The organism is Rhizobium sp. LARHSG275, assembly GCF_052871115.1.
The window spans coordinates 20,990-40,122 of the sequence record NZ_JBIXJN010000016.1 but is presented as its reverse complement, the minus strand read 5'-3'; the positions used below and the strand labels follow the sequence as shown (position 1 = coordinate 40,122).

Below are 19,133 nucleotides of genomic sequence, written 5' to 3'. Positions count from 1 at the left end.
TTTTCAGTGGCTTAACCCATTGAATAGCGAAACGGAGAGCGCCAATTCCATGTCGTGACGCAGACGATCCCCTGCAACGACAGCCGACCGTCTAAGCAGATGAAAGGATACCATCATGAACCGCGTTGTCACCATTACTATCGCTGCAGCCCTCTCCTCTCTCGCATTTGCCGGCGTCAGCCGGGCCGAAAGCCTTGGGATGAACACGGCCCAGGGCATCGAGCGGACACTCAGGACCTTCCAGGGCAATGACTTCAATGTCGAGCAGGTCCATAACTGGCGCAATCTCGATGACGAGACGACCGGTCCGCGCTCGGCACCGGAACGTTCCAGCCAGGCCGTCCACGGCATCCAGGCCTCGATCGACGCCAACAGGTCGCTTGCCCACAGGCTTAACAACGAAGGCGTCGACGTCCGCAACATCGTCAACGCCGAGCAGGCAGCCGACGGAAGCTTGACCTTCTACGTCCGCTGACGCGCCAGCGCATACCACCCGAGGCCGGAATCGATCGTCGGGGGTATGCGTGGGTTGAGTGATCGAGCGTCCCTCGCGTTTCCATTCGACGCACGGCTCTCAAAGCATGGGCGCGGTCTCCTCTCCGCCCATGCTGGGGATATCGGAGATAGGCCCAGATAATCATTGAATTCTCCTGGGATGACGGCTTCTCTTGCTGAAACAGGAGGACGTCATGACGGAATCGAAGGCGGTGATCAATACCGCCGATCTCAAGCTCGACCACTGGAAACAGGGCGAGCTCTATGAAAGCACCGACACCTCTTTCAGCACGCTTATCGGCCTTGTCGGCCTCGGCGTCAGCTACAACGAGGTGCCGCCGGGCAAATCGGGCTGCCCCTTCCACAACCACCACGTCGAAGACGAGCTCTTCTATGTGATCGCGGGTACCGGCGAATACCGCTTCGGCGATGCGCGCCATGCGATCAAGGCGGGCGACGTACTCGGCGCGCCGGCCGGCGGGCCTGAAACGGCGCACCAGATCATCAATACCGGCATGGTCACACTCGTCTATCTCGGCATTTCGACGATGGCGAAGACCGAGATCGTCGAATATCCCGATTCCGGAAAATTCCTTGCCAAGACGAATAGGGACGGTGCAGAAAACAAGCGCTTTCGTCATATCGGACGGCCGGAAGGCGATCTCGACTATTGGGACAGCGAGCCCGGCGCCTGAGGACGTGTTTTTTTATAAGGACCGATGTGACCGACATTCCAATCCTCGAAACGGAGCGGCTGACGCTTCGCCCTCACCGCCTCGACGATTTCGACGCACATGCGGCACTATGGGCGGACGAGGATGTCGTGCGCTTCATCACCGGCGTGCCGTCGACGCGCGAGCAGAGCTGGAGCCGCATGCTGCGCGTCGCCGGCATGTGGCATCACATGGGCTTCGGCTTTTTCGCGATCGTCGAAAAGGAGAGCGGCCGGTTCATCGGTGAAGCGGGCTTCCAGGAATCCCGGCGCGAGCTGGAACCGTCGATCGAGGGGACGATGGAGGTCGGCTGGGCGCTGATGCCCTCGGCGCACGGCCGCGGTTATGCCACTGAGGCGCTGAAAGTCCTGATCAGCTGGGCGGAAACGCATTTTCCCGAAAAACAAATGAGCTGCATCATCAGTCCCGAGAACCAGGCGTCGCTACGGGTCGCAACCAAGCTCGGATTCCGCGAGACGGCGCGCACGCAGTACAACGGCGAGATCATCCAGTTTTCGCGGTAGGGAATGAGAATTGGCTACCGTGTCGAATGATGGGGTCTACAAAAGCGGCGTATAATCCGAGGCGGCCCAATTCCAAATGTGCCATCGCAGCTCTTTGCGATACTGGCAGCAGAAGCGGCTGAGCCAATAAAGCTGGCTAGAGAAAACTGAGCACGGAAGTCGAGCGCCCACACCCGCTCCATGCTGACCAGCGAAAGTTCTGCGAACAGTGTGGCGCAAGCTTCATCTCAAATAGTAGGCATCAAACAGGCTCGAATTGCCGTTCTGCGGATTCCCCATGCAGACGGCCGCTCTTCGCAAAGGACATACCTTGACGATCAATCAGCCCATTTCTTCTTTGCCGGCCGGTCTTCCCGACCTAGCGCTTCTCACGGAGAAGGCTGCCGGCACGGGATCCGTCATTGTCTATCAGCCTTATCTCGATCTTTCGCAGCGCAGCCAGCTCGATGCGGCTGCCATGCCGCTCGACATCTCGTTCAATACGCAGGCTACGACCCGCGAATATGAACTCTTCCTCACCCTGCATCAGCATCACGAGGCGATCGGCCTCGGTGAAGACGTGTTTTGGGGGCTGCTCTCCAGCAAATTCGAGATGAAGTCGGTGACGAGCTTTCCATCTTTTGTCACGGAGGCGGAAAAGGCCAGGGCAGAAGGTGCTGACGCCTATCTTTACAACCCGCTGATCGGCCACGCGGCGATCTACAGCAACGTCTGGGAGCATTCACTGCTTGGCGGTCACCCCGGCATGGAGCCGATCTTTCTGCATATCCAGGAGCTCGGCTATCCGATCGCGCCGCCGCAGGACAAGACTGCCTTCATGTTCTGCAACTATTTCTGCGGCAACCGCAAATTCTGGTCGGGGTATTTCGCCTTTTGCGAACGCATTCTCGAATCGCTGGAAAACCAAGCCCGCACCGGCACGGCAGCGGGCGCCGCCTATGCCGGTTCGGCTCACTATTCCCGCGATGCCAGCGCGCAGATGCGCCCCTTCGTGATCGAGCGTCTGCTCGGACTTTATGTCCAGCAGGCTATCGCCTCCGGACTGAAGATCGCCGCCTTCGTACCGACCGTTGCCGATTTCGAATGGAAGTTCGGTGTCCGCCTCGGCCGAATGCTGCATGGCCTCTTCGCCGCCAAGGAAGCTTTTCTGCAGAGCCGTGACGAGGCTCTCCTGACCTCGTGGCAGCAAGGCCGCCAGCCGCTCATCAAGCAGCCGCACCTGATCTGGGGGGCTGATGATCCGCCCGGCTGGATGCCGCGCGGCCAATTTATCGGCGGCCGCGAATTGATGCGCACCTATGCCCAGCAGGCCTCAGACGCTTCCCCGGTATCGCAGCAGCCGGTGCGGACGGAAAGGCCCGCGATACCAGCCGCGCCGAAGATCGAGCAGCCGCTCCGCAACCTTTTGCAGCCCTTTGCCGGCGGATGGCAGGCACACAGGGACCGTCATTGCATCTGGATCGTGACGCCCGACAACTACAATCACAGCCACGCCTTCGACGAAGTCGCGCTTGGCCTACAGGGCGCCTTCGAGGAACTCGGCGGCACGGCACCGATCACCCGGGACATGAACGCATTCGCCGGTCGTGCGCCGATCATCTATGGCGGCAATCTTCTCCCGGCCGAAATCGTCAGCCATCTGCCGAAGGACAGTGTCGTCATCAATCTCGAGCAGGTGTCCGAAGAAAGCATCTGGATCAATTCGCGCTACACCTCGATCCTGAAGTCGTTTCCGGTTCTCGACTACAGCCCGCGCAACCGGGAAAATCTCGCCGCCAAGGGCATTGATCACGCCGGCGTGCTCGAAATCGGCTATAGCCGCTGCCTCAGCCAGATACAGCACGCCGCCGTCAAAGATATCGACGTGCTCTTCTACGGCTCGATGAACGAACGCCGCCACCATATCCTGAAGACGCTGAAGGACGGCGGGCTCGAGGTCGCGCATCTCTTCAACATCTATGGCACGGAACGCGATGCGGCGATTGCGCGCGCCAAGATCGTGATCAACATCCATCATTATGCGAGCGGCGTCTTCGAGATCGTGCGCATTTCCTATCTGCTCGCCAATCGCGTTTGCGTGCTGACGGAAGGCAACATCCGCGATCCGGACCTTCAGCCCTTCATCGGCGGCTTGGCAATTGAGCCCTATGGCGACATGATCGAGCGCTGCTACAAGCTGGTCGCAGATGCCGACGAGCGCCATGCCATTGCCGCGAAGGGCCTTGCGGCTATGCAGAGCCGCTCGCAGGCGGACATGCTGATGAGCGTCATGAGGGCGGACGCTTGATGAAGGCCGCAGAAAAGGTAAATCATGCGTATTGAGACCACGGTCATCGAGGGCATCATTGCGATCACGCCGCCACGCTTCGGCGATCACCGCGGCTACTTCTCCGAGGTATTCAAGGATGCTTGGTTCCGGGAAAATGTGGCAGACGTCACATTCATCCAGGACAATGAATCGCTTTCGGCACAGGCGGGCACCGTTCGGGGGCTGCATTTCCAGATACCGCCCTTCGCACAGGGCAAGCTGGTACGCTGCCTTGCCGGCCGGATCATGGATGTCGTCGTCGATATTCGCGAGGGATCGCCGAGCTTCGGCAAATGGCTCTCTCAGGAGCTCTCGCCGGAAAACGGCATGCAGCTCTGGATACCGGCCGGTTTCGCTCACGGATTTGCAACCATCGAGCCGAACAGCGTCATCAGCTACAAGGTAACCGCACCCTACAGCCCGCAGCATGATCGGGGCATCGCGTGGAACGATCCGGCGATCGGCATCCGCTGGCCCTTCGATGAGGGAGACATTGTGTTGTCCGACAAGGACAAGACGCTGCCGTGGCTCGCCGATCTGCCAAGCCATTTTTCCAATTCAGCACAGTAACCAGGGATTGATTCACTATGCGCATACTGGTCACGGGCGGAGCGGGCTTCATCGGATCGGCATTGGTGCGCCATCTCGTCAGCGGGATCGGCGCCGAGGTGCTGAATGTCGACGCGCTGACCTATGCCGGCAACCTGGCATCGCTGAAATCCGTCGAATCGGCGCCGAACTATCAATTCCTGCACGCCGACATATGCGACCGCGCCAGGATGCAGGAAGCATTCGCGTCCTTCCGCCCTGATACCGTCATGCATCTCGCGGCCGAGAGCCATGTCGACCGCTCGATCTCGGGCGCGGACGATTTCATTCAGACCAACATCATCGGCACATTCAGTCTGCTGGATGCCGCACGGCACTATTGGGATGGGCTTGAGGATCGCCGCAAGAGTGCCTTTCGCTTTCTGCAGGTGTCGACCGATGAGGTCTACGGCTCGCTCGGCGACGAGGGCCTCTTCGAGGAAACGACGCCTTACGATCCCTCCTCGCCCTATTCCGCCTCCAAGGCCGCGAGCGACCATCTGGCGATCGCTTGGCACCGAACCTACGGCATGCCCGTCGTCGTCTCCAATTGCTCCAACAACTACGGCCCGTTCCATTTCCCCGAAAAGCTCATTCCGCTGATGATCCTGAACGCACTGGAGAGCAAGCCTCTTCCGGTCTACGGCAATGGCGCGAACGTCCGCGACTGGCTCTATGTCGAAGACCACGCCCGCGCGCTGTTCACGATCGCATCCAGAGGGCGCCCCGGCGAAAAATACAATGTGGGCGGTCGCAATGAGCGCAGGAACATCGATGTCGTTCATCGCATCTGCGCTATTCTCGACGACGTCTACAGTGACAAGAGACCGCATAAACGTCTGATCAACAACGTCACCGATCGTCCCGGACACGACGCACGCTATGCGATCGATGCCTCCAAACTCGAAAGCGAACTCGGCTGGAAGGCGCAAGAGACCTTCGAAACTGGCATCGAGAAGACCGTGCACTGGTACTTGGAAAACGAATGGTGGTGGAGGCCGCTGCGCGAAAACGTCTACTCCGGCGAACGCCTCGGCGTTTTCAAGGGACGATAAGCGATGCGCATTGCCGTCACCGGCAAACAGGGCCAGGTCGTTCAGTCGCTGCTCAGACGTGGCGCCGAAATGGGCGTCGAAATCAGCGCGGTCGGGCGCCCGGAAATGGACCTCGCGGATCCTGCAAGCATCGCAGCCGCCTTCTCGGCTCTGCGGCCGGATGTGATCGTCTCCGCCGCCGCCTATACGGCGGTCGACAAGGCCGAGAGCGAACCCGAGCTTGCTTTTTCCGTCAACGCAGCAGGCGCCGGGGCGGTTGCCGAGGCTGCCGCGCGGATCGGGGCCCCGGTCATCCACATTTCGACCGACTACGTCTTCAGCGGCGACAAGACCTCTGCCTATTCCGAAGAGGATGCGACGGCGCCGATCTCCGTCTATGGGCGTTCGAAGCTCGCAGGCGAGAAGGCCGTCGCGGCGGCGAACCCGAACCACGTCATCTTGCGCACCGCCTGGGTCTATTCGCCCTTTGGCACCAATTTCCTGAAAACAATGCTGCGGCTTTCCGAGACGCGCGATCATCTTCGCGTTGTCGCCGATCAGACAGGATGCCCGACCTCGGCACTCGACATCGCCGATGCGATTGTTGCGATCGCAACCCGAGTTGTAGCGGACCCTGAGCCATCGCTCCGCGGCACTTTTCACCTGACCGGCAGCGGCGAAGCAAGCTGGGCTGATTTCGCCGAAGAGATATTCACGGAGCTTTCCCAATCCGGCGGCAGAAACGTCGGCGTCGAGCGCATCCCGACCGCGGACTATCCGACACCGGCCAAGCGTCCCGCCAATTCACGTCTCAACGGTGACAAGCTCGCCAGAACATATGGTATCCGGCTGCCGGAGTGGAAGCAGTCTATGAAGATTGTCATGCAAGACCTCTTGAATAAAGGTCTTTAGGGAGATGGGCATGAAGGGGATTATTCTCGCCGGCGGCACGGGCACGCGTCTGCATCCGATCACGCAGGCCGTCTCGAAACAGTTGATGCCGGTCTACGACAAGCCGATGATCTACTATCCGCTGACGACGCTGATGCTCGCCGGCATCAGGGAGTTGCTGATCATCACTACGCCTCACGACATCGAAGCCTTCAAGCGCCTTCTCGGCGACGGCTCGCAATGGGGAATTTCGCTGACCTATGCCGTACAGCCGAGCCCGGACGGCCTCGCCCAGGCCTTCATCATCGGCGCCGACTTCTTGCACGGCGACAGCTCGGCACTCGTTCTCGGCGACAACATCTTCTACGGGCACGGACTGCCGGAAATCATGAAATCCGGCACGAGTCGGCGGGAAGGCGCGACGGTATTCGCCTATCACGTCACCGATCCGGAACGCTATGGCGTTGTCGGCTTTGACGAAAAAATGAATGCGCTGTCGATCGAGGAGAAACCGAAGGAGCCAAAATCGAACTGGGCGGTGACCGGCCTCTATTTCTACGACCAGCAGGTGGTCGATATCGCCGCCAACCTGAAGCCATCACCGCGCGGCGAATTGGAAATCACCGACGTCAACCGCACCTATCTCGAGCGCGGCCAGCTTTTTGTAGAGCTGATGGGCCGGGGCTATGCCTGGCTCGATACCGGCACGCCGGACAGCCTGCTCGATGCCGCAGGCTTCGTCAGCACGCTGGAGAAACGCCAGGGCTTCAAGATCGCCTGCCCTGAAGAAGTCGCCTGGCGCATGGGCTACATCTCGCAGGACGACCTCGCCAAGCTCGCCGAGAAGCTCGGCAAGAGCGCCTACGGCCAGTATCTGACGAAGCTGTCCCCGGATTGGTGAGCTATCCGGCCGGCGCAGTACAACGGCGAGATCATTCGATTTACGTGTTAGAGCGCCGCGTCCAATTCCGGTTGGCGGCGTTATCCAGCAGGGAATTCCGCCAGCCGGGCGGCGTAGCGCGCCATGGTGTCGACTTCGAAATTGACGAAATCACCGGCCTTGCGCTCGCCCCAGGTGGTGACTTCGAGCGTGTGGCGGATGAGCAGCACGTCGAAATCCGTGCCGTCGACCGCATTGACCGTCAACGAAGTACCGTCGAGTGCGATCGAACCCTTGGGGGCGACGAATTTCGCCAGATGTTCGGGCGCGCGCAGGCGGTAGCGGGTGGCGTCGCCCTCTGCTGTCACCGAGAGGATTTCCGCCTTGCCGTCGACATGGCCGGAAACGATGTGGCCACCGAGTTCATCACCGATCTTCAGCGACCGTTCGAGATTGATGCGGCTGCCTTCCTGCCAGGTGGCGATCGTCGTCAGCCGCAGCGCCTCTTCCCAGGCCTCAACCTCGAACCAGCGGCCATTGCTGCCTTGCTGCGGCAGGCCGGTGACGGTGAGGCAGATGCCGGCATGGGAGATCGAGGCACCCATGTCGATGGTTGAGGGATCATAGGCGGTCGCGACCCGCAGGCGGATGCCTTCCTTCAGGGGAGAAACGGATTCAACCGTGCCGACATCGGTGACTATTCCAGTGAACATCAAAGCCCTCTTTCGTATTCGTCCAGGCGATCGCCGCCGAACATCAGCGTGCCCGTATGGGCAAAACCCGATGGTATGTCGGATCTCGTCAGCGGCGATTCAATACCGCGCTCGCCGATGACGACAGGCGCCTGATAAAGCTGGATGCGGTCAACGAGGCCAGCCTCGAGGAAAAGCCGCGCCGTCTTTGCACCACCCTCGACCAGAAGCGAGGAAATACCGCGCGTCGCGAGTGCCGGCAGCAAGACTTCCGGATGATAGGGATTGCAATGAACGACCTCAACGCCGGCGGCCTCAAGGGCTGCGCGCCGGGAGTCCATGTCGGGGGGTGAGGCACCCCCCTCTGCCCTGCCGGGCATCTCCCCCACGAGGGGGGAGATCGGGTCGGGGTTAGCCCCTTGCCCTACGTCTTGCCTCAAGGCGAAACCATCACCATCGGAAACTGGGGAATTCGGATCGCGCCTCTTGCCGATCTCCCCCCCTGTGGGGGAGATGCCCGGCAGGGCAGAGGGGGGTAATCCCTCCGCATCCGATGACAACGGCCACACTTCCTCACTCGCCACCACCATAACAGGCACTTCCCGCGCTGTCTCCACAAGCTTGCTGGTCAACGGCAATGCCAGCGAGGGATCGAGCACGATGCGGATCGGCGATTGCGATTGAAGACCTGGCAAACGCACAGTCAGCAGCGGATCATCCGCAATCGCGGTACCGATGCCGACCAGGATGGCATCGGTTTCGGCGCGCAGCGCCTGCACCTGGGCGCGGGCCTCCGGGCCTGTTATCGCCACCTGCCCCTCCCCCTCGCGGCCGATCATGCCATCGGCAGAAACGGCAAGTTTGACGGTCACATAGGGCCGGTTCTTCGTCTGGCGGGTAAGATAGGCGGCGAGCGACTGCCGGCCCTCCGCCTCCAGCACGCCGGCATCCACCTCTATGCCGGCTTCACGCAGCATGGCGATGCCGCGGCCTGAAACCCGCGGATCGGGATCGGTGACGCTGATGACGACGCGGGCAACGCCATAGTCGATCAGCGCCTCGGAACACGGCGGCGTCTTACCATGATGCGAGCAGGGCTCAAGCGTCACATAGGCGGTCGCGCCGCGGGCAAGCACGCCTGCTTCGCCGAGTGCCTGCGTCTCGGCATGCGGGCGGCCACTGAGCGCCGTCACGGCACGGCCGACGATGACGCCATCCTTGACGATCAGGCAGCCGACGGAGGGGTTGGTGGCCGTGCGGCCGAGATGCCAGCGCGACAGGCGGATCGCCGCCGCCATGAAACGTTCGTCATGCGGCGTGATGCTCATGGCTCACCTGTCCAGCGGGTCGCGGGCAATCTTGGCGTTGATCTCGGAAATGACCTTCTCGAAATCCTCGGCAAGCGAGAAATCCCGGTAGACCGAGGCGTAGCGCACGAAGCCGACATCATCGAGGCTCTTCATGGCTTCCAGCACCTGCAGGCCGATCTGCTCGGAGGAGATCTCGGTCTCGCCGGAGCTTTCAAGCCGGCGGACGATGCCTGAGACGGCGCGCTCTATGCGGTCCCGCTCGACGGGGCGCTTGCGCAACGCCACTTCGAAGGAGCGCACCAGCTTGTCGCGGTCGAAGGGCACTTTGCGGCCGGTCTTCTTGATGACCATCAGCTCGCGCAACTGCACGCGCTCGAACGTCGTGAAGCGGCCGCCGCAATCCGGACAGATGCGCCGCCGGCGGATGGACGTGTTGTCCTCCGCCGGGCGCGAATCCTTGACCTGAGTATCTTCCGAACCGCAATAGGGGCAGCGCATCCCTACTCCTTATCCCAAGTAATCATACATGGGGAAGCGGTCGGTGAGATTGACCACCTTGCCGCGCACCGCGGCTTCGACGGCAGCGTTGCCTTCATCGGAATTGGCGACCTTCAGGCCGTCGAGGACCTCGACGATCAGATTGCCGATCTCGCGGAATTCGGCTTCCTTGAAGCCGCGGGTCGTGCCGGCCGGTGCGCCGAGGCGCACGCCCGAGGTGACGAAGGGCTTTTCCGGATCGAAGGGAATGCCGTTCTTGTTGCAGGTGACGTAGGCGCGGCCAAGCGCTGCCTCGGCGCGCTTGCCGGTGGCGTTCTTCTTGCGAAGGTCGACCAGCATCAGGTGGTTGTCGGTGCCGCCGGAGACGACGTCGAGGCCACCCGATATCAGCGTTTCGGCCAGCGCCTTGGCGTTCTTGACGACCTGGGCGGCATAATCCTTGAATTCCGGCTGCAGCGCCTCGCCGAAGGCAACAGCCTTGGCAGCGATGATGTGCATCAGCGGGCCGCCCTGAAGACCCGGGAAGACGGCCGAATTGAACTTCTTCGCCAGATCCTCGTCATTGGTGAGGATGACGCCGCCGCGCGGGCCGCGCAGCGACTTGTGGGTCGTCGTCGTCGCGACATGGCAATGCGGGAATGGCGACGGATGAACGCCACCGGCAACAAGGCCGGCGATGTGGGCCATGTCGACCATGAGGTAGGCGCCAACCGAGTCGGCGATCTCGCGGAAGCGCTTCCAGTCCCAGATGCGAGAATAGGCAGTGCCGCCGGCGATAATGAGCTTCGGCTTGGTTTCCTCGGCCTTGCGGGCGACTTCATCCATGTCGAGCAGGTTGTCGCCTTCGCGCACGCCGTAGGAGACGACGTTGAACCACTTGCCGGACATGTTGACCGGCGAACCATGCGTGAGGTGGCCGCCCGAATTCAGGTCGAGACCCATGAAGGTGTCGCCGGGCTGTAGCAGCGCCAGAAACACGGCCTGGTTCATCTGCGAACCGGAATTCGGCTGGACGTTGGCGAAATTGACGCCGAACAGCTTCTTGGCGCGCTCGATTGCCAGTTCCTCGGCGATATCGACGAACTGGCAGCCGCCGTAATAACGCTTGCCGGGATAACCCTCGGCATATTTGTTGGTCATGATGGAGCCCTGGGCTTCCAGCACGGCGCGGGAGACGATGTTCTCAGAAGCGATCAGTTCGATCTCGTGCCGTTGGCGACCGAGTTCCTTTCCGATCGCGCCGAAAATGTCCGGATCGACGTCCGCAAGCGAGCGATTGAAGAAGGATTCGGTGGAAGCATTGGTCATGGGCGGGCTCCTCAACTGGAATGCGCTGAGGTATTAGCCTTCCGCTGTGGCGAGAGCAATACGGAGAACGACATTTGCTGAGCAAAGCGCGCGCTCACGCTCTTTTGCGGCCGCGCCGCGCCGATACTTGGCGACCGCATCGAGGAGCGTCTCCTCGGACATAAAAAACCGCGCCCGAAAGCGCGGTTCTCAAATCACGATGCAGAGTCGCCGCTTACTGGACCGGCTGTTCCATGCCAGCCGTGGTGTCAAGCGCCAGCTCGGCGTTGCCGTCCATCTGATAGATGTCGTCGCGGAACTGGACGATGCCGTCGGGCATGCCCCAGGCGGAGATGTAGACGAAATAGACCGGAACTTCCGTGGCGAGCTTGACCGGTGTGTTGACGCCGGTTGCGATCACCTGCTCCATCTGCTGGCGGTTCCAGCCGGGGGTCTCGCGCAATAGCCAGTTCGACAGGTCGCGGACGTTCTGGACGCGGACGCAGCCCGACGATTCGAAGCGCATCAGCTTGTTGAACAGGCCCTGCTGCGGCGTGTCGTGCATATACTCGCCGTTCTTGTTGTAGAAATTGATCTTTGTCGACGCCATGGCGTTGATCTTGCCGGGGTCCTGACGGAACATCAGGTTCGGTGCTTCGCCGTTCCAATCGACGGTCTCGGGGGCGACTTCATTGCCCTTGCCGTCGATCAGGCGGATGGCGTTCTTTTCGAGATAGGTCGGATCCTTGCGCATCAGCGGCATGATGTCTTTCTCGACGATCGAGCGCGGCGCCGTCCAATAAGGATTGAGGATGACCTCGTAAATCTTCGAATTGACGAGATGCGTCGGGCGGCTGAGACGGCCGACAACCGCGGTGTGGCGCGTCGCGACACTGCCGTCTTCGACAGCCTCCACATAGGCGGCCGGGATGTTGACCATCAGGTGACGGCGGCCCATGTCTTCGGGGAAGGTCTGCAGGCGAATCAGATTGGTGTTCAGCTGCTGCAGGCGGACATCGGCAGGAATGTTCATCGCCTTCAGCGTGAATTCGCCGAGAACACCATCGGACGGCAGACCGTGGCGGGCCTGGAAGCGCTTGACCGCACCATCGACGTAGGAATCGAAGGCATTGGACAGGCCGGCCTCGCGCGGCAGATCACCGGTGATCGCCAGGCGCTGGCGCAGCGCCTGGACGGCGGGAGAGTTGACGCCGAGTTGCAGACGCTGGTCACCGGGATTGACCTCAGGCCAGCCACCGGCTGCGGCAATCTGCTGATACTGCATAATCGCCTGCTGCGCGCTTGCGACCGATTGGGGTCCGAGAATCGGCGTGTTGGAAACCATGGCGGTCGCCGTGCGCGACGCCGCCTTGGCGTCGAACTGGTCGTCCCAGTTGCCGCGGCGCGGCGCATTGATCAGCGTATCGAGCGCCGATTGCGCGAATGCCGGCGCGGCAAGCGCGCCGGCGCCAATCGTTGCCGCGGACGCCAGGAAAGCGCGGCGCGAGAGAGCTTCAATTCCGTTTTTCTTCGACATAGTCCCAACCACTGAATGCCGCTATAAAGAGATCTGCGGCTCTTTGCGATATCACTGCGCTTCAACGCAGATCCCAGTCATCCCGGCGCATCAAAAAAATTCCGCTTGCCCCATCACAAGATCGCGATGCGGCAGCCTGAACATTCCTGATCGGTCAATTGAAAGCGCCGGTTGTTAAGCCTTCCGCTGCCACACCAATATGGCCAATTCGTGTTGCCGGCTGGGTAGAAGGACTGCCGGCTACCGGAAACACGACGCAACGAACCATATGACGGGTAAGCGTGCCGGTTAATAACGGCTAAAAAACGGCTTGAATACAGGCCTTTGTGCTTGTCTGCCATGCGTTGCAAAGATGCCACGCGGATATAAACGGCAAATCGGACGTGCAGGGAACACGTCCGATTTTCTGCAACCCTGGAAGGAGGTCAGGGGTCTTATAGGCGGTACAAGATCTGGTCGTTCCAGAAACGGTCCAGGCGCTGGAGCAGCTTGTTCATCTGGGTGAACTCGTCGGTGCCGATGCCGCCGACTTTGTCGATCGAGGCGATGTGGCGTTCGTAGAGCTTGGCCACCGTTTCGGCGATGTCCTGGCCGGTTTCGGTCAGACTGATGCGGACCGAGCGACGGTCGATACGCGAGCGCTGATGGTTGATGAAGCCGAGATCGACCAGCTTCTTGACGTTGTAGGAAACGTTGGAGCCGAGATAGTAGCCACGCGAGCGCAGCTCGCCAGCGGTCAGCTCGGAATTGCCGATGTTGAAAAGCAGCAGCGCCTGGATGGCGTTGACGTCGCTGCGACCCTGACGGTCGAATTCGTCCTTGATGACGTCGAGAAGACGACGGTGCAGACGTTCAACGAGATGAAGGGATTCCATGTAAAGATCACGGATGTCGTGGTCCTGCTGGTCACGGAAGGTCGATACCGCCTGCGGCTTGATTTTCGTGTTCATATTGACTGCCTCACTGTTTGTTTGGCGGTGTGTTCTCTTCCCGCCTTGAGTGAGACCCTATCGAATACATATAAAATTCGACTTAAACCGCAGGCTTAACGGAGCCTTACCGGTAACCCCACGTTGTCTCAGGGTAAATCAACACTTACCTGGCGGCGGTGCCGGCGCTTTTCCAGCCACAGCAGCAGGCGGAAAATCAAGTAGACGACGGCGACCATGACATGCAGCAGGATGATCAGCTGGTTGGGGCCGAAAATATCCGGCAGCAGGCCATACATGAGGATTTGTCCGCCGGCGGCCAGCACCCAGATGACCGGTCCCCAGGAGACGGTGAGCCAGAGGCCGAGGGAGGCGACGGGGAAGAGCACGGCGAGGCTGGTGCTCGCCACCTTCCATGGCAGGCTCAAAAGATCGAAGCGGCCGGCGCCGACCAGCGAATAACCGACGAGCATCGCCCAATATTGCAGGCCGAACCAGAAGCAGGATACGGCAACCAGTCTCAGGAAGAGAATGAAGAGGATATCCGCCAGTGTGTGTTTCGGTATCGTCGGGGATTCGGTTTCCATAGCGCAGACATCGGTTCGGGGTTGCATCTTCGCAAAAGCGCCGCGCGCCTGACAAGACGCGCCAAAGGCGCTCTATAACATTGCGTTGGCGCATACCCCCGAAAATCCACTCCGATTTTTGGGGTTATGCGATAAAAGCACCTTGTTTTTATGCATGTCGCTATCCCGGAACCGCTGCACGCTTCCGGGCGACATGAATAGGTTTTTCCGCCGCGGCCAATCGTCCGGTTTGGATTTTCCAGGCGCCATGATAATGAGCGCTCCGATAAATGGAATGGGCCAAGGACAGATATCATGCAGGACAGGACGCATCTCGTCGACGACATCACCGGTCATCGCCGCATGCGGCGCAACCGCAAGGCGGATTGGACACGCCGGCTGGTGCAGGAGAACCGGCTGACGGTCGACGACCTGATCTGGCCGATCTTCATCGTGCCGGGTTCCGGCATCGTCGATCCGATCGCGGCCATGCCCGGCGTCAACCGCATGAGCATCGACAAGGCTGTCGAAGCCGCGCGGGAAGCGGCCGGCCTCGGCATTCCGGCGCTTGCCACCTTTCCGAATATCGAGATGGAACTGCGTGACGAGACCGGCTCGAACAGCCTCGAAGCCAACAACTTGATCAATCGGGCGACAGCGGCGATCAAGAAGGCGGTGCCCAATATCGGCATCATCACCGACGTCGCGCTCGACCCCTTCACCAGCCACGGCCATGACGGCATCCTCAGAGGCGGCGAGATCGTCAACGACGAGACGGTCGACCAGGTGGCACGCGCCGCCGTGATGCAAGCGGATGCGGGCGCCGACATCATCGCGCCGTCGGAGATGATGGACGGACGCATCGGCGCGATCCGCATGGCGCTCGATGCAGCCGGTCACCAGAGTGTCGGCATCATGAGCTATGCGACGAAATTCGCCTCCGCCTTCTACGGTCCCTATCGCGAGGCGATCTCGACGGGCGGGCTGCTGAAAGGCGACAAGAAGACCTATTATATCGACCCCGCCAACGGCACCGAGGCAATCCGCGACGCGGCCCTCGACGTCGAGGAAGGCGCCGACATGCTGATGGTCAAGCCGGGCTTGCCCTATCTCGATATCTGCTGGCGGATGAAGGAGGCCTTTGGCCTGCCGACCTTCGCCTACCAGGTGTCCGGCGAATATACGCAGATCAAGGCGGCGGCGATGAATGGCTGGATCGACGGCGAGCGGGCGATGCTCGAAACGCTGCTGTCGTTCAAGCGGGCGGGGTGCGACGGTGTTCTCACCTATTTCGCGGTCGAAGTGGCGAAAATTCTCGCAAAGCGGTGATTTTGGGGCAGATTATTGCATTTGGCCCTGCCGATACCATATCAGCGGCATCGCTTTTCCTGAGGAGATTGAGATGAGCTACAACCCCAATCCGCTCTATGCCGCACCGGAGGACTGGCGCGCCTATAGCGGCGTGTTGAGCCGCCGGGTCTTCGCCTTCATCCTCGACTACGTCATCGTGGCGCTGCTCTGCATTCCCGCGGCGATCGTGCTGTTCTTCGTGTCGATCGTCACGCTGGGGCTCGGCTTCTTTCTCTACCCTGCTCTCTTCGTCATCGTCGCCGGCATCTACTTCGGCCTGACGGTGGGCGGGCCGAGCCAGGCCTCGCTCGGCATGCGGGCCATGGGAATTGCGATCGTGCGCGTCGACGGACGGCCGATGGATTTCATGACGGCAATCGTGCATCTCGCACTGTTCTGGATCCTCAACTCGGTGCTGACGCCGCTCATCCTGCTTGCCGGCCTGTTCATTGAACGCAGCCGTCTCGTTCACGACCTGCTTGTGGGCACGGCGACGGTGCGCACGGCCTGAGACCCTAACTGTGACCCCGGGCGGAGACCAAATAAAGTCTCCGCCTCCCTTTGCCGATGGGTGCAGGCGCTCCATATCTGAAATTAGAAGACTGATATGAAGGGCGAAACGCGCCCCGCTGTTGACGTTTTTTATTCTTAGGTCATGCTGTCAGGAAACGGCACGGTCTCGACAGGGAAATTTCCGCGACAAATGAATACGCAGACGACGCCATCCCCGCAGTTTTATCTGACGGCTCCGGCTGCGTGTCCGTACCTGCCGCATGAGATGGAACGCAAGGTGTTCACCCATCTGGTCGGCCCGCGCGCCGCCGAGATGAACGACATCCTGACACAGGGCGGTTTCCGCCGCTCGCAGAACATCGCTTATCGCCCGGCCTGCGAATCCTGTCGCGCGTGCGTTTCCGTGCGAATTCTCGCCCAGGAATTCGAACCGACCAAATCGATGAAACGGGTGCTTGCCGCCAATTCCGACGTCATCGCCACCGAATTCGCGGCCCAGCCTTCCAGCGAGCAATATTCGCTCTTCCGGCGCTATCTCGATTTTCGCCACCAGCAGGGCGGCATGTCCGACATGACCGTGCTCGACTATGCAATCATGGTGGAAGACACGCATGTGAATACGAGAATCATCGAATATCGCCTGCGTGAGGAAGGCTCAGGACTGGAGCAGCGCCCGAAGGGCGAGCTGCTTGGCGCTGCGCTGACCGACACGATGAGCGACGGGCTGTCGATGGTCTATTCCTATTTCAATCCGGCCCTCGAGCGCCGTTCGCTCGGCACCTTCATGATTCTCGATCATGTCAGGCGCACGAAAGCGCTGGGACTGCCGCATGTCTACCTCGGCTACTGGGTTCAAGGGTCGCGGAAAATGGATTACAAGACGCGCTTTCAGCCGCAGGAGCACCTGACCCCGCGCGGCTGGGAACGCTTCGATCCCTCGTCCATGCCCGAGAGCACCCACGACTGAATGTTCCCCACCGCTCTTTCCGACCATCGGAAGGGCCTGCTGCTGACGACAATCGGCGGGCTGGCGCTTTCCGTGGATATCCCGCTGATGAGGCTCGCCGACGGCGAGCTGTGGTCGATCCTTGCGGTAAGAAGCATAGCGACCCTTGGCGTGACGCTTCTGGTCGCAACCGCGCTCAGGATTGCCAAGGGGCGATGGCCAATGCTGGTGCCGGGCTGGCCGGGCCTCTTTACCGGTCTGCTCTACGGGCTGACGACGGTGATCTTCATTCTCGCCGTTTTCAACACGTCGACGGCCAATGTCGTTTTCATCGTCGCCTTCAATCCGATGTTCGCCGCGCTGCTTTCCTGGATTTTCCTCAAGGAGCGGCCGGCGCCAGCAACGCTGATCGCCATGGCGGCGATGATTTTCGGCGTCGGCCTGATCGTGCGGGACGGGCTTTCGGGCGGCCATCTCTTCGGCGATATCATGGCGCTGCTTACCGCGTTCATCATCGCCGCCGCCATCACCGTCAGCCGCGCCTCACGCCGGGAGATGGGCTTCGTCTCGCTGCTTTCGACGGTTCTGCCGGCGGCGGTCGGCCTGATCTCGGTCATGCCGGCAGGCGGTTTTTCGATCGAGCATCCTGTCTGGATCCTCTTCAACGGCGCGGTGATGATGCCGCTTGCCTTCTGGTGCCTGGCAACCGGGCCGCGTTACCTCTCGGCGCCGGAGGTGGGCATGTTCTACCTGCTCGAAACCGTGCTCGCACCGATCTGGGTGTGGCTGATCTTTGCGGAAACGCCGACGCTGATGACCTTGGTCGGCGGCGGTATCCTGGTGACGGCGATCGCGGCGCACTCGGCCTGGATGGTGCGGAGGAAAAGCATCAGGCAAATGGCAGGATAGGACATTGTCGCCTGGTTGGCGCCGCGTTATAACGCCGTTACCACAGAGGACAGAATGATGAACGTCACGATCCGCAAGATCGGAAATTCCGAGGGTGTAATCATCCCTAAAGAGGTGCTGCAGCGGTTGGGCCTGAGCAGCGGCGACAGCCTCGAACTGCGAGAGATCGAGGGTAATATCCAGCTTGTACCAGAATCGGCGGATCTTGCCGAGCAAATGCGGGCAGCACGCATCGGCATGGAAAAATATCGGGTGGCGCTCCGCGAACTTGCGAAATGACACGGCTTAAGTGGCTAAGCCGCCAAGCGATCGAAAATGTGCACGATGAGCAAATCGCAGAGCATGGCGGTCTGGCTGGCCTGCGGGATGCCAATGCATTGGAAACCAGCTTGGCACGCCCGCTTAACAAGGCTGCATACGGCGACATCTTCGTACTCGCCGCAGCCTATCTCTATGCCATTGTTAAAAACCATCCATTCGCGGATGGAAACAAGCGTACCGGCTATCTCGCGGCGTTTACGTTTCTCTACATCAACCACTACGTCATCAATGCCGACAACGCCCAGGTCATTGCATTTGTATTAGACGTCGCCGCCGGCGAGATCGACGAAGAAGGTGCGACCCGCTTCCTGCGGGATTTCAGCATACCGCTCAGCCCGTCGCCTTGAACTGCTGCTGCTCCAGTTCCCTGCCAAGCCCCTCGACCACATGCGCCCAGCCCTTCCGGGTCTTTTCCTCGTGTTCGGCCCATTCGGCGCACATTTCATGGGTCAGCGTCAGACGGCTGCCGCTGCCGAGAGGTTCGATGTCGATCTCGACGCGGTCGCAATTGTGATCGTGCTCCTCGACGGAAAGGCTGAAGACCATGCGTCGCGGGCGCTTCAGCTCCAGGAAGACGCCCTGGTGAAAGGCGTCGCCGGTCGGGCGGCGGTCGACGACGAAGAAACGGCCGCCGACATGGGGATCGATATCGGCGCGGATGACATGACCCTCGTCAGTAGCAAACAGGAAGCGGCGGGCTATTTCGGGGTTGAGCCAGGCGTCATAGACAACGGCAGGCGGCGCTTTATAGGTGTGCGTGACATGCAATTTGATGGTGCTGGCGGGCATCGATTTTCCTCCGTTAAGGCGCGCGCACTTCCCCAAGCGCACGGGCCGCGGCC

22 protein-coding genes are annotated in these 19,133 nt (G+C 60.7%); 14 read left to right on the top strand and 8 right to left on the bottom strand.

What is annotated here, in order from left to right; all coding sequences use genetic code 11:
- Positions 1 to 115 precede the first annotated feature (115 nt).
- From ACIPSK_RS21590 to rfbA, 8 genes are all read left to right on the top strand, one after another.
- The gene (locus ACIPSK_RS21590) at positions 116 to 475 is read left to right on the top strand and encodes a hypothetical protein (protein ID WP_162117198.1); all 360 of its coding nucleotides are present in this window, start codon (positions 116 to 118) and stop codon (positions 473 to 475) included.
- A 214-nt stretch (positions 476 to 689) separates the two neighbouring features.
- Positions 690 to 1,190 (top strand): cupin domain-containing protein, encoded by a 501-nt coding sequence (locus ACIPSK_RS21585; RefSeq protein WP_162117197.1) that lies wholly within the window; start codon positions 690 to 692, stop codon positions 1,188 to 1,190.
- A 26-nt stretch (positions 1,191 to 1,216) separates the two neighbouring features.
- Positions 1,217 to 1,732, top strand: a complete 516-nt coding sequence (locus tag ACIPSK_RS21580; protein WP_162117196.1) for a GNAT family N-acetyltransferase — start codon at positions 1,217 to 1,219, stop codon at positions 1,730 to 1,732.
- A gap of 310 nt (positions 1,733 to 2,042) precedes the next feature.
- On the top strand, positions 2,043 to 4,019 hold the full coding sequence (locus ACIPSK_RS21575) for a glycosyltransferase family 1 protein (protein ID WP_162117195.1): 1,977 nt from the start codon (positions 2,043 to 2,045) through the stop codon (positions 4,017 to 4,019).
- 24 nt (positions 4,020 to 4,043) lie between these two features.
- Positions 4,044 to 4,610, top strand: a complete 567-nt coding sequence (gene rfbC, locus ACIPSK_RS21570; RefSeq protein WP_162117194.1) for a dTDP-4-dehydrorhamnose 3,5-epimerase — start codon at positions 4,044 to 4,046, stop codon at positions 4,608 to 4,610.
- A gap of 17 nt (positions 4,611 to 4,627) precedes the next feature.
- The gene (gene rfbB, locus ACIPSK_RS21565) at positions 4,628 to 5,683 is read left to right on the top strand and encodes a dTDP-glucose 4,6-dehydratase (protein ID WP_162117193.1); all 1,056 of its coding nucleotides are present in this window, start codon (positions 4,628 to 4,630) and stop codon (positions 5,681 to 5,683) included.
- Positions 5,684 to 5,686: 3 nt separating this feature from the next.
- Entirely contained in the window at positions 5,687 to 6,574 is an 888-nt protein-coding gene (rfbD, locus tag ACIPSK_RS21560; RefSeq protein ID WP_162117192.1) for a dTDP-4-dehydrorhamnose reductase, read from the top strand.
- Positions 6,575 to 6,584: 10 nt separating this feature from the next.
- Positions 6,585 to 7,454: a glucose-1-phosphate thymidylyltransferase RfbA gene (gene rfbA / locus ACIPSK_RS21555; RefSeq protein WP_026154098.1), complete on the top strand. Its 870-nt coding sequence runs from the start codon at positions 6,585 to 6,587 to the stop codon at positions 7,452 to 7,454.
- An 80-nt stretch (positions 7,455 to 7,534) separates the two neighbouring features.
- On the opposite strand, the gene ACIPSK_RS21550 is transcribed toward rfbA, so the two are convergent.
- The 7 genes from ACIPSK_RS21550 to ACIPSK_RS21520 all read right to left on the bottom strand — a co-directional run bounded on the left by ACIPSK_RS21550 (position 7,535) and on the right by ACIPSK_RS21520 (position 14,273).
- A complete protein-coding gene (locus ACIPSK_RS21550; RefSeq protein WP_162117191.1) occupies positions 7,535 to 8,146 on the bottom strand; it encodes a riboflavin synthase in 612 nt (203 codons plus the stop codon).
- Positions 8,146 to 9,453 (bottom strand): bifunctional diaminohydroxyphosphoribosylaminopyrimidine deaminase/5-amino-6-(5-phosphoribosylamino)uracil reductase RibD, encoded by a 1,308-nt coding sequence (gene ribD, locus ACIPSK_RS21545; RefSeq protein WP_162117190.1) that lies wholly within the window; start codon positions 9,451 to 9,453, stop codon positions 8,146 to 8,148. The genes ACIPSK_RS21550 and ribD overlap by 1 nt, the downstream gene beginning before the upstream one ends.
- Positions 9,454 to 9,456: 3 nt before the next feature.
- On the bottom strand, positions 9,457 to 9,933 hold the full coding sequence (nrdR, locus tag ACIPSK_RS21540) for a transcriptional regulator NrdR (protein ID WP_003547190.1): 477 nt from the start codon (positions 9,931 to 9,933) through the stop codon (positions 9,457 to 9,459).
- A 9-nt stretch (positions 9,934 to 9,942) separates the two neighbouring features.
- Positions 9,943 to 11,241, bottom strand: a complete 1,299-nt coding sequence (gene glyA, locus ACIPSK_RS21535; RefSeq protein WP_162117189.1) for a serine hydroxymethyltransferase — start codon at positions 11,239 to 11,241, stop codon at positions 9,943 to 9,945.
- A 214-nt stretch (positions 11,242 to 11,455) separates the two neighbouring features.
- Positions 11,456 to 12,757: a L,D-transpeptidase family protein gene (locus ACIPSK_RS21530; RefSeq protein ID WP_162117188.1), complete on the bottom strand. Its 1,302-nt coding sequence runs from the start codon at positions 12,755 to 12,757 to the stop codon at positions 11,456 to 11,458.
- A gap of 434 nt (positions 12,758 to 13,191) precedes the next feature.
- Positions 13,192 to 13,707 carry a transcriptional regulator LdtR gene (ldtR, locus tag ACIPSK_RS21525; protein WP_003547156.1) on the bottom strand — a complete coding sequence of 172 codons (516 nt, stop codon included), beginning with the start codon at positions 13,705 to 13,707 and terminating at the stop codon, positions 13,192 to 13,194.
- Between the two features lie 128 nt (positions 13,708 to 13,835).
- Entirely contained in the window at positions 13,836 to 14,273 is a 438-nt protein-coding gene (locus ACIPSK_RS21520; RefSeq protein WP_162117187.1) for a DUF6163 family protein, read from the bottom strand.
- A 294-nt stretch (positions 14,274 to 14,567) separates the two neighbouring features.
- Here ACIPSK_RS21520 and hemB point away from each other — a divergent pair, with 294 nt between their 5' ends.
- The 6 genes from hemB to ACIPSK_RS21490 all read left to right on the top strand — a co-directional run bounded on the left by hemB (position 14,568) and on the right by ACIPSK_RS21490 (position 18,638).
- Entirely contained in the window at positions 14,568 to 15,581 is a 1,014-nt protein-coding gene (gene hemB / locus ACIPSK_RS21515) for a porphobilinogen synthase (RefSeq protein ID WP_017963773.1), read from the top strand.
- A gap of 73 nt (positions 15,582 to 15,654) precedes the next feature.
- Positions 15,655 to 16,113, top strand: coding sequence for an RDD family protein (locus ACIPSK_RS21510; RefSeq protein ID WP_017963772.1), 459 nt, complete (start codon positions 15,655 to 15,657; stop codon positions 16,111 to 16,113).
- A gap of 192 nt (positions 16,114 to 16,305) precedes the next feature.
- The gene (locus tag ACIPSK_RS21505) at positions 16,306 to 17,082 is read left to right on the top strand and encodes an arginyltransferase (RefSeq protein ID WP_017959862.1); all 777 of its coding nucleotides are present in this window, start codon (positions 16,306 to 16,308) and stop codon (positions 17,080 to 17,082) included.
- Positions 17,083 to 17,970, top strand: coding sequence for a DMT family transporter (locus ACIPSK_RS21500; RefSeq protein ID WP_162117186.1), 888 nt, complete (start codon positions 17,083 to 17,085; stop codon positions 17,968 to 17,970).
- A gap of 57 nt (positions 17,971 to 18,027) precedes the next feature.
- A complete protein-coding gene (locus tag ACIPSK_RS21495) occupies positions 18,028 to 18,249 on the top strand; it encodes an AbrB/MazE/SpoVT family DNA-binding domain-containing protein (protein ID WP_018070513.1) in 222 nt (73 codons plus the stop codon).
- Positions 18,246 to 18,638, top strand: coding sequence for a type II toxin-antitoxin system death-on-curing family toxin (locus ACIPSK_RS21490; RefSeq protein ID WP_162117185.1), 393 nt, complete (start codon positions 18,246 to 18,248; stop codon positions 18,636 to 18,638). The genes ACIPSK_RS21495 and ACIPSK_RS21490 overlap by 4 nt, the downstream gene beginning before the upstream one ends.
- Here ACIPSK_RS21490 and ACIPSK_RS21485 read toward each other — a convergent pair.
- Positions 18,622 to 19,080 (bottom strand): SRPBCC family protein, encoded by a 459-nt coding sequence (locus ACIPSK_RS21485; RefSeq protein WP_017963768.1) that lies wholly within the window; start codon positions 19,078 to 19,080, stop codon positions 18,622 to 18,624. The two genes, ACIPSK_RS21490 and ACIPSK_RS21485, sit on opposite strands and share 17 nt — an antisense overlap.
- Positions 19,081 to 19,133 lie beyond the last annotated feature (53 nt).

Excerpts from the sequence above, each read along its gene's own strand:
- ACIPSK_RS21590 (WP_162117198.1), top strand. The coding sequence starts at position 116 with ATGAACCGCGTTGTCACCATTACTATCGCTGCAGCCCTCTCCTCTCTC.
- ACIPSK_RS21585 (WP_162117197.1), top strand. The coding sequence starts at position 690 with ATGACGGAATCGAAGGCGGTGATCAATACCGCCGATCTCAAGCTCGAC.
- rfbC (WP_162117194.1), top strand. The coding sequence starts at position 4,044 with ATGCGTATTGAGACCACGGTCATCGAGGGCATCATTGCGATCACGCCG.
- rfbB (WP_162117193.1), top strand. The coding sequence starts at position 4,628 with ATGCGCATACTGGTCACGGGCGGAGCGGGCTTCATCGGATCGGCATTG.
- rfbD (WP_162117192.1), top strand. The coding sequence starts at position 5,687 with ATGCGCATTGCCGTCACCGGCAAACAGGGCCAGGTCGTTCAGTCGCTG.
- rfbA (WP_026154098.1), top strand. The coding sequence starts at position 6,585 with ATGAAGGGGATTATTCTCGCCGGCGGCACGGGCACGCGTCTGCATCCG.
- ACIPSK_RS21550 (WP_162117191.1), bottom strand. The coding sequence starts at position 8,146 with ATGTTCACTGGAATAGTCACCGATGTCGGCACGGTTGAATCCGTTTCT.
- ribD (WP_162117190.1), bottom strand. The coding sequence starts at position 9,453 with ATGAGCATCACGCCGCATGACGAACGTTTCATGGCGGCGGCGATCCGC.
- nrdR (WP_003547190.1), bottom strand. The coding sequence starts at position 9,933 with ATGCGCTGCCCCTATTGCGGTTCGGAAGATACTCAGGTCAAGGATTCG.
- glyA (WP_162117189.1), bottom strand. The coding sequence starts at position 11,241 with ATGACCAATGCTTCCACCGAATCCTTCTTCAATCGCTCGCTTGCGGAC.
- ACIPSK_RS21530 (WP_162117188.1), bottom strand. The coding sequence starts at position 12,757 with ATGTCGAAGAAAAACGGAATTGAAGCTCTCTCGCGCCGCGCTTTCCTG.
- ldtR (WP_003547156.1), bottom strand. The coding sequence starts at position 13,707 with ATGAACACGAAAATCAAGCCGCAGGCGGTATCGACCTTCCGTGACCAG.
- ACIPSK_RS21520 (WP_162117187.1), bottom strand. The coding sequence starts at position 14,273 with ATGGAAACCGAATCCCCGACGATACCGAAACACACACTGGCGGATATC.
- hemB (WP_017963773.1), top strand. The coding sequence starts at position 14,568 with ATGCAGGACAGGACGCATCTCGTCGACGACATCACCGGTCATCGCCGC.
- ACIPSK_RS21510 (WP_017963772.1), top strand. The coding sequence starts at position 15,655 with ATGAGCTACAACCCCAATCCGCTCTATGCCGCACCGGAGGACTGGCGC.
- ACIPSK_RS21505 (WP_017959862.1), top strand. The coding sequence starts at position 16,306 with ATGAATACGCAGACGACGCCATCCCCGCAGTTTTATCTGACGGCTCCG.
- ACIPSK_RS21500 (WP_162117186.1), top strand. The coding sequence starts at position 17,083 with ATGTTCCCCACCGCTCTTTCCGACCATCGGAAGGGCCTGCTGCTGACG.
- ACIPSK_RS21495 (WP_018070513.1), top strand. The coding sequence starts at position 18,028 with ATGAACGTCACGATCCGCAAGATCGGAAATTCCGAGGGTGTAATCATC.
- ACIPSK_RS21490 (WP_162117185.1), top strand. The coding sequence starts at position 18,246 with ATGACACGGCTTAAGTGGCTAAGCCGCCAAGCGATCGAAAATGTGCAC.
- ACIPSK_RS21485 (WP_017963768.1), bottom strand. The coding sequence starts at position 19,080 with ATGCCCGCCAGCACCATCAAATTGCATGTCACGCACACCTATAAAGCG.